This window comes from Streptomyces sudanensis, assembly GCF_023614315.1.
Taxonomy (GTDB): Bacteria; Actinomycetota; Actinomycetes; order Streptomycetales; family Streptomycetaceae; genus Streptomyces; species Streptomyces sudanensis.
The window spans coordinates 1013844-1021798 of record NZ_CP095474.1 but is presented as its reverse complement, the minus strand read 5'-3'; the positions used below and the strand labels follow the sequence as shown (position 1 = coordinate 1021798).

Here is a 7955-nt window from a genome sequence, read left to right as displayed (position 1 = left end):
TAACCGNCCCCCGCCCCCGGCCGGGCCCGCNCCGGNNGCCGGGCCCNCCCGCCTGCCCCGGCAGGGGCCTACCGCTTGACGCCGATCAGGCCGCGCAGGGGTTCCGGGAGCTGCTCGTTGCAGGAGAGCTGGCCGTCCTTGGTCAGGGAGTCGTCCACACAGGTGTAGAAGTCCCGGTACACGAGTTGGAAGGCGAACATCGTCGCCACGATGAGCAGCGCCAGCGTGCCCGTGATCAGCCCGCTCACCGCCGCCGTCGTCTGGGACCCCGCCGTCGCCTCGGCCGCCTCGCCCCGTCCGCGCCCCCGCCCGCGCAGCGAGCTGGCGCCCCAGTACAGGGCGAGCGCGCCCAGCAGCAGGCCCAGCTCGGGGAAGTCGAAGACCGCGAAGAAGAAGCCCCACATGCCCGCCAGCAGGGCGTACCGGGCGCGCCGCTGCGCGGGGTCCTTCGGGTCCCAGCGGAGCTGCGGCCCCTCCTGCCGGGGGCGTTCCTGCCGGGCCGGCTCGCCGCCGAAGACGTCCGAGGAGCGGCCCGGCTGGCGCGGGCTCCACCGGCGGCCCCGGCGCCCGTCGCGGTCCTCCTCGCCACCCCCGGAGCCGTCGTCCCCGGAGCTGCCGTCCCCGGAGCCGCCGTCCCCGTCCGCCGAGCGGCGCGGCTGCCAGGGCTGGTCCGGGCTCCCCTCCGGCGGTGGCGCGAACGGGTTGCTGTCGTCGGTGGACTGGCGGCCTCGGTCCGGCATGAGGTGAACGTCTTCCCTGTCGTCGTGATCCCTCCGCCCCCGGTCCGTCTGCTCTGCGCGGCCTCACGGGGAACGGTTCCGCACCAGACGCTACCGCCCGCCCCGGCCCCCGTCCCGCGGGGGAGGTGCGGTGTGCCGGTATCGTTGCTGACGGCCGGCGCGTTCGTAGGGTTCCCCGTACAGGGTCACAGGGCGCGTTCGTACGACCATACAAAGCCGCACATCGCACGCCCCGCTCACGCGAAAAGAGTCCCCCCGTGNCCCCGCCGCCCCCGCCACCCGCATCGTCGTCCTGGTCTCCGGCTCCGGAACGAACCTCCAGGCGCTCCTCGACGCGATCGCCGCCGACCCCGAGGGGTACGGCTCCCTGGTCCGGGTCGTCGCCGTCGGAGCCGACCGCACCGGCATCGCGGGCCTGGAGCGCGCCGAGCGGGCGGGCCTGCCGACGTTCGTGTGCCGGGTGCGGGACCACGCGACGCGGGAGGAGTGGGACCACGCGCTGGCCGAGGCCACCGCGGCGTACGAGCCGGACCTGGTTGTCTCGGCCGGCTTCATGAAGATCGTCGGGAAGGAGTTCCTGGCGCGCTTCGGCGGGCGGACGGTCAACACCCACCCCGCCCTGCTCCCCAGTTTCCCCGGTGCCCACGGAGTGCGGGACGCGCTCGCGTACGGCGCGAAGGTCACCGGATGCACCGTCCACTTCGTCGACGACGGCGTCGACACCGGCCCGATCATCGCCCAGGGCGTGGTCGAGGTCCGGGACACGGACGACGAGGTCGCTCTCCACGAGCGCATCAAGGAAGTCGAGCGCACACTGCTCGTCGAGGTCGTGGGGCGTCTCGCCCGGCACGGCTACCGCATTGAGGGACGAAAGGTTCATGTCGGTGAATAAGCCCATCCGTCGCGCGTTGATCAGTGTCTACGACAAGACGGGACTGGAGGAGCTGGCCCGCGGCCTGCACGAGGCGCGTGTCGAGCTGGTCTCCACGGGCTCCACGGCCGCGAGGATCGCCGCCGCCGGCGTCCCGGTCACCAAGGTCGAGGAGCTGACCGGCTTCCCCGAGTGCCTGGACGGCCGCGTCAAGACGCTGCACCCGCGCGTGCACGCCGGCATCCTCGCCGACCTGCGCCTCGACGCGCACCGCGAGCAGCTCGCCGAGCTGGGCGTGGAGCCGTTCGACCTGGTCGTGGTGAACCTCTACCCGTTCGAGGCGACCGTCGCGTCCGGCGCCGCCCCCGACGAGTGCGTCGAGCAGATCGACATCGGCGGCCCCTCGATGGTCCGCGCCGCCGCCAAGAACCACCCGTCCGTCGCCGTCGTCACCTCCCCCGACCGGTACGGCGACGTCCTCGCCGCCGTCGCGGCGGACGGCTTCGACCTGGCGGCCCGCAAGCGGCTCGCCGCCGAGGCGTTCCGGCACACCGCCGCGTACGACCTGGCCGTCGCCTCCTGGTTCGCGTCCTCCTACGCCCCCGCCGACGAGTCGGCGTTCCCCGACTTCACCGGCGCCGCGTACACCCGCCGCAGCGTCCTGCGGTACGGCGAGAACCCCCACCAGGGCGCCGCGCTCTACGTCGACGGCACGGGCGGCCTCGCCGAGGCGGAGCAGCTCCACGGCAAGGAGATGTCCTTCAACAACTACACGGACACCGACGCCGCCCGCCGCGCCGCCTACGACCACGCCGACCCGTGCGTCGCGATCATCAAGCACGCCAACCCGTGCGGCATCGCGATCGGCGCGGACGTCGCCGAGGCCCACCGCAAGGCCCACGCCTGCGACCCGCTGTCCGCCTTCGGCGGCGTCATCGCCGTCAACCGCCCGGTGTCCGTCGCCATGGCCGAGCAGGTCGCGGAGATCTTCACCGAGGTCATCGTCGCCCCCGGCTACGAGGACGGCGCGGTCGAGGTCCTCGCCCGCAAGAAGAACATCCGCGTCCTGCGCTGCCCCGGGGCGCCGTCCGCGCCCGTCGAGGTCAAGCCCGTCGACGGCGGCGCGCTGCTCCAGGTGGCCGACCGCCTCCAGGCCGAGGGCGACGACCCGTCGACGTGGACCCTCGCCACCGGTGACGCCCTCACCGACGCCGAACTGGCCGAGCTGGCCTTCGCGTGGCGCGCCTGCCGCGCCGTCAAGTCCAACGCGATCCTCCTCGCCAAGGACGGCGCCAGCGTCGGCGTCGGCATGGGCCAGGTCAACCGCGTCGACTCCGCCAAGCTGGCCGTCGAGCGGGCCGGCGAGGAGCGGGCGCGCGGCTCGTACGCCGCGTCCGACGCGTTCTTCCCGTTCCCGGACGGCCTGGAGATCCTGACCGCCGCCGGGGTGAAGGCCGTCGTCCAGCCGGGCGGCTCGGTCCGCGACGAACTGGTCGTGGAGGCCGCGCGCAAGGCCGGCGTGACCATGTACTTCACGGGCACCCGCCACTTCTTCCACTGAGCACGGACGCGGTGCGCACCGGGGCCGTCCGGCCTTCGCCGGGCGGCCCCGGTGCGTGCGCGCACCTCCGCGCGAGCGCTCCGGAGAGCAACCCGGGCCCGGCCGGCGGTCCTCACCTCGCCGACTGCCGGGCCCGTGGCGCGGTCATGTCGTCCTCAGTTCGGCCCAGACGACCTTGCCCCAGGGCCTGGGGTCGCAGCCCCACTCGGTGCTGAGCGCTTCCACCAGTCGCAGGCCGCGCCCGTTCTCCGCGTCGTCCCCCGGATCGCGCGGGACGGGCTCCTCGCGGTTCGTGTCCGCGACGAGGATCCGGACGGTCCCGGGACCGGGGCGCGAGATCCTGATGCGGAAGTCCCTGCGGGCCGAGTGGTTGACGGCGTTGGTGACGAGCTCGGAGGCGATCAGCTCACCGGCCGCCGCCACGTCGCCCATGCCCCACAGGGCCAGCGCTGTCGACACGAGCCGTCGAGCCCGCTGCGCGGATTCGGGCTCGCACGGCCACGTCCGGGTGTAGCCGGGGTCGTCCGTTCCGGAAGTTCCGGCGGTGGTCGTCGTCACGAGGTGGTTCCTCCACGGGGCCGGGGTGGCCCGACCCCGTGGAACGACCTCCCGGGGCCGGGCTCTCCGCACGACGCAGGGAGAGGGAGACCAGGACGGAATGGTCGCTCCCTGCGGCTGACACCCAGTCAACGACGGTCCGGTCGCGGATCACAGGAAGGCTCTCCTCTCACGACGGCGGCGCCGACCGGAAGACTTTGCCGTTCCCTCACCTGACCGCTGGTGACGTGACGTGACACAGCGCTACCGTCGTGTCATGGGAGAGAACCTCGCCCTACGGCGGCGCATGAGGGAACTCGGGCTCACGCAGGAGGAGTTGGCCTTCAAACTCAACGACGCCCTGTGGCACGTCACCGGTCGGGCCGGAGAGATCTCGTCCCGCACGATCCGCAACTGGCTGGCGGGAAAACACCGTCGGCCGATTGGCAGGGCATGCGCAGCGCTTGAGCGTGTGTTCGACTGTTCCGTAGAAGACCTGGGGTTCAGCGCACCACGCTCCATGCACCCCCCTCCGGAGGCACCCGTGAGGCGTCGCGACTTCATCGTTTCAACCAGCGGGACCGCTGTCGGCGCGGCCCCTTTCGTCAGACAGCCGTGGTCGGTCGGGATGAGTGACGTGAGGCGCGCGGCGGCATCGGTGCACTCCCTGATCGAGGCGGACGACCGGAGCGGTGGGCAGCTGTCGCTGGCGGATGCCGCGATCGAGGGCCGGCGGAGAGTCCTCGACCTTCAGCAGCGGGGCAGTGCCAGTGAGCGGGTCCGCCGGGCCCTGTACGCCCTCGCGGCCGAATTCACGACCATCGCGGCCTGGGCCTTCACCGATTTACGAAAGCTGGACGAGGCGCAGCGGCGGTTGCACGAGGCGACGGTGTTCTCCGGCCTCTCCCAGGACGCCCCGACGGAAATGCAGGTGTGGGTGAACATCGCGATTCTCGCGTCCCAGCGCGGGAACTGGTCCGAGCAGCTTGCCGCGGCCCAGGCCGCCCAGGCTTCGGCAGCCGCCCGCAGGGACCCGTTCTTCGGGTCCATGGGCCGCGTCCGCGTAGCGCTGGCCCACGCCAACCTCGGGGACGCCAAGGCGGCCGAGCGCGCGCTCGGCTCCGCGCAGGAGGCGCTGGGGCGCGCTGCCGACGAGGAGCGTCCGCGATGGGCAGCCTTCTACGGCGCGGCGGAAGTCGACCACCTCGCGGCCATCGTCTTCAACCGCAACGGCCGGTTCGCCGAGGCCGAGGCGATGGCGCACCGCTCGCTGAGCCGGATGCCGCGGGACTTCCGACGCAACAGGGCGCTCGCCATGTGCCGGCTCGCGCTTTCCCAACTCCGCCAGGGGGAGCTGGAGCAGGCCACGCGAACGGCCGCCGACGTCTTCACCACGATGGACGGCACCCCACTGCCCGGACGGATGAGGACGCTGATCGGGGACTTCCACCGGGACCTCTTCCGCCTGGCGCCGACCACGTCCTACGCCCGCGACTGGGCGGACCGAATGCGAGATGAATGGAGTCGAGCGTGACCAGCGGGATCGATCTGCGGCATTACCGGTACGGCGACCTGCCCGAGGGCTTCAGGCAGATGCTGATCGACGTGCACGCGGACGCCTACGCCGACGCCATGGACGACGAGTTCAACCGCCGCTTCCCCTGGTTCGTCGACCACTGGTCCGGCCGGGAAGGCTTCACGTGCGTGGTGGCGTTCGACGGCGAGGAGCCCACGGGCTTCGCCTACGGTGCTCCCCTCCAGCCCGGCCGGGAGTGGTGGCGCTCCACCGACTTCCGACCGAACAACGGCTACACCTCGACCTATGCCGTCTCCGAGGTCATGGTGCGCCCGCGCTGGCGCAAGCAGGGCGTCTCCGGGCGGCTCCACGACGCGCTGCTGAAGGAGCGCACCGAGGACCTGGCCGTGCTGCTGGTGGACGTCACGCACCCGAAGGTGCAAGCGCTGTACGAGAGCTGGGGCTACGCCAAGGTCGGCGAACAGCGTCCGTTCGCCGACTCCCCGCTGTACGCGGTGATGCTCAGGAGCCTCCGCGGATGACGGGCTAAGCCTCGCGTCCCGGAAGGGAGCGGGGACCGGGTGCGGGCGGGGGACGTGATCGAGGTCGTGCGACGCGGCGAAGGCCGCGGCCCCGCCGGGTGGGCGGGGCCGCGGCCTTCGGGCGCCGTGCCGGTGGGAGCCGGTTCAGAAGCGCGGACGGTTGAACCACGCCGAGGCGCTGCTGTTCACCATGGAGGCGAGGACGATGCCGCCGATGGCGAGGCCGATGATGCCGCCGATGGCGGCGTTGGGCTGGTCGGAGACGAAGTTGGCCAGACTGAGCACGATGAGCAGCGACGCGTAGACGATCGCCGTGATGCGGACGCCGTTGCCGCCCTTGCCGAACTTCACCCCGAGGATGATGGCCCACGCGGCGAACGCCAGCAGGAGGAAGACGACGACGAAGCCGAAGCCCGCGAGCATGGTCCCCGCCTCCGCGCTGCCGCCGTACGTGTCGACGGCGCTCTTGGCGGCGGCGATGCCGATGGCGAGGACGATGCCGACGATGATCTGGAGGCCCCCGAAGATGAAGAGCAGGACGCGCGCGGCCGTCATCAGGCCGGGCATCTTCATGGGCGCGGCGGCCGGGTAGCCGCCGTAACCGGGCTGCTGCTGCTGCGGGTAGCCGTAGCCGGCCTGCGGCTGCTGCTGCGGGTAACCGTAGCCGGGCTGGCCCTGCGGGGGCTGCTGGGGCTGCTGCCCGTAGGGGTTGTTCGGGTCGCCGAAGCTCATTTCCGGGATTCCTCCATGGTGCGGGGACGGCGCGGCCATCGCGGAGGAGGAAGGAGCCTGTGGAGCGCGTCCGCCCCCCGGAACTGCCCGCGGCACTGTGCGGATCATCGTCATAAATGCGCGGTAAGTTTGTCCAGCTCGAATGTCTGTGCGTTGTGCAAGCGCAACCTGCCACCGGGAGGCGGCGCCCCCGGATTGGAACCCGGGCGGGTGCATCCGGGAGGATGGACGCATGAGCGCCCAGATTCTCGACGGCAAGGCCGCAGCCGCAGCGATCAAGTCCGACCTGACCGCCCGTGTGGCGGCCCTGAAGGCCAGGGGCGTCACGCCGGGGCTCGGGACGCTGCTGGTGGGCGAGGACGTCGGCAGCCAGAAGTACGTGGCCGGAAAGCACCGCGACTGCGCCCAGGTGGGCATCGCCTCGATCCAGCGGGAGCTGCCCGCGACGGCCACGCAGGAGGACGTCGAGGCGGTGGTCCGCGAGCTGAACGAGGACCCCGCGTGCACCGGCTACATCGTTCAGCTTCCGCTCCCCAAGGGCGTGGACACCAACCGGGTGCTGGAGCTGATGGACCCGTCGAAGGACGCGGACGGCCTCCACCCGATGAACCTGGGGCGGCTGGTGCTCGGCGAGCCCGCGCCGCTGCCCTGCACGCCGGCGGGGATCGTGGCGCTGCTGCGGCGGCACGGTGTGGAGATCGCCGGGGCGCACGTGGTCGTCGTGGGGCGCGGCGTGACCATCGGGCGCCCGATGCCGCTGCTGCTGACGCGGCGCTCCGAGAACGCCACGGTGACGCAGTGCCACACGGGCACCCGGGACCTCTCCGCGCACCTGCGGCGGGCCGACATCGTGGTCGCCGCGGCCGGCGCGCCGCACCTGATCAAGCCGGAGGACGTCAAGCCGGGCGCGGCGGTGCTGGACGTGGGCGTCAGCCGCGACGAGAGCGGCAGGATCATGGGCGACGTCCACCCGGACGTGCGCGAGGTGGCCGGCTGGATCGCCCCGAACCCGGGCGGTGTCGGCCCGATGACGCGCGCCCAACTGCTGGTGAACGTCGTCGAGGCGGCCGAGCGCGCGGCGCTCTGACCGGGAGAGGCCACCCCATGCCGAACGACGGTCCCAGGCCCGCGGACCCCGCCCACCCGGGTACGACGCCCCCCGCCTCGGCGGCGGACGCCGGGCCGGGCGGGTCCGGGAGGGACGCCGGGCCGGAAACGACACCGGGTGCCGGACCGCACGGGGCCGGTGCTTCCGGCGCGGGCGCTGCTCCCGACGCGGGCGACGGTCCTGACGCGGCCGGGACCGGCACTTCCGCCGAGGGCGCTGCTTCCGGTGCCTCCGCCGAACCCGGCACCTCCGCCGAACCCGGCACCTCCGCCGCTGACGCCGGGCCCGGCACCCCCGACGAGGCCGACGAGGCCGACGCCCGGGTCGGGGCGGAGACGGTCGTCGGGC

The 7955-nt window shown here is 72.8% G+C and carries 8 protein-coding genes; 5 read left to right on the top strand and 3 right to left on the bottom strand.

Translation table 11 applies throughout. The features are described from left to right. Positions 1-68 precede the first annotated feature (68 nt). Positions 69-740 carry a hypothetical protein gene (locus MW084_RS04575; protein ID WP_010470778.1) on the bottom strand — a complete coding sequence of 224 codons (672 nt, stop codon included), beginning with the start codon at positions 738-740 and terminating at the stop codon, positions 69-71. A gap of 283 nt (positions 741-1023) precedes the next feature. Here MW084_RS04575 and purN point away from each other — a divergent pair, with 283 nt between their 5' ends. Continuing rightward, positions 1024-1632, top strand: a complete 609-nt coding sequence (purN, locus tag MW084_RS04570; RefSeq protein WP_275563799.1) for a phosphoribosylglycinamide formyltransferase — start codon at positions 1024-1026, stop codon at positions 1630-1632. After that, entirely contained in the window at positions 1619-3172 is a 1554-nt protein-coding gene (gene purH / locus MW084_RS04565) for a bifunctional phosphoribosylaminoimidazolecarboxamide formyltransferase/IMP cyclohydrolase (protein WP_010470776.1), read from the top strand. Before purN ends, purH begins: the two co-directional genes overlap by 14 nt. A 144-nt stretch (positions 3173-3316) precedes the next feature. Here the strand turns inward: purH and MW084_RS04560 are convergent, their stop codons facing one another. Continuing rightward, the gene (locus MW084_RS04560) at positions 3317-3730 is read right to left on the bottom strand and encodes an ATP-binding protein (RefSeq protein WP_010470775.1); all 414 of its coding nucleotides are present in this window, start codon (positions 3728-3730) and stop codon (positions 3317-3319) included. A gap of 607 nt (positions 3731-4337) precedes the next feature. Between MW084_RS04560 and MW084_RS04555 the strand changes: the two genes are divergently transcribed. Together MW084_RS04555 and MW084_RS04550 are read left to right on the top strand one after the other, a co-directional pair. Continuing rightward, entirely contained in the window at positions 4338-5243 is a 906-nt protein-coding gene (locus MW084_RS04555) for an NsdA family TPR-like regulatory protein (protein ID WP_255114623.1), read from the top strand. Next, the gene (locus MW084_RS04550; protein ID WP_010468449.1) at positions 5240-5767 is read left to right on the top strand and encodes a GNAT family N-acetyltransferase; all 528 of its coding nucleotides are present in this window, start codon (positions 5240-5242) and stop codon (positions 5765-5767) included. The genes MW084_RS04555 and MW084_RS04550 overlap by 4 nt, the downstream gene beginning before the upstream one ends. A 144-nt stretch (positions 5768-5911) precedes the next feature. Here the strand turns inward: MW084_RS04550 and MW084_RS04545 are convergent, their stop codons facing one another. Next, entirely contained in the window at positions 5912-6499 is a 588-nt protein-coding gene (locus MW084_RS04545; protein ID WP_010468447.1) for a hypothetical protein, read from the bottom strand. A 232-nt stretch (positions 6500-6731) separates the two neighbouring features. Between MW084_RS04545 and MW084_RS04540 the strand changes: the two genes are divergently transcribed. After that, positions 6732-7586, top strand: a complete 855-nt coding sequence (locus tag MW084_RS04540) for a bifunctional methylenetetrahydrofolate dehydrogenase/methenyltetrahydrofolate cyclohydrolase (RefSeq protein ID WP_010468445.1) — start codon at positions 6732-6734, stop codon at positions 7584-7586. Positions 7587-7955 lie beyond the last annotated feature (369 nt).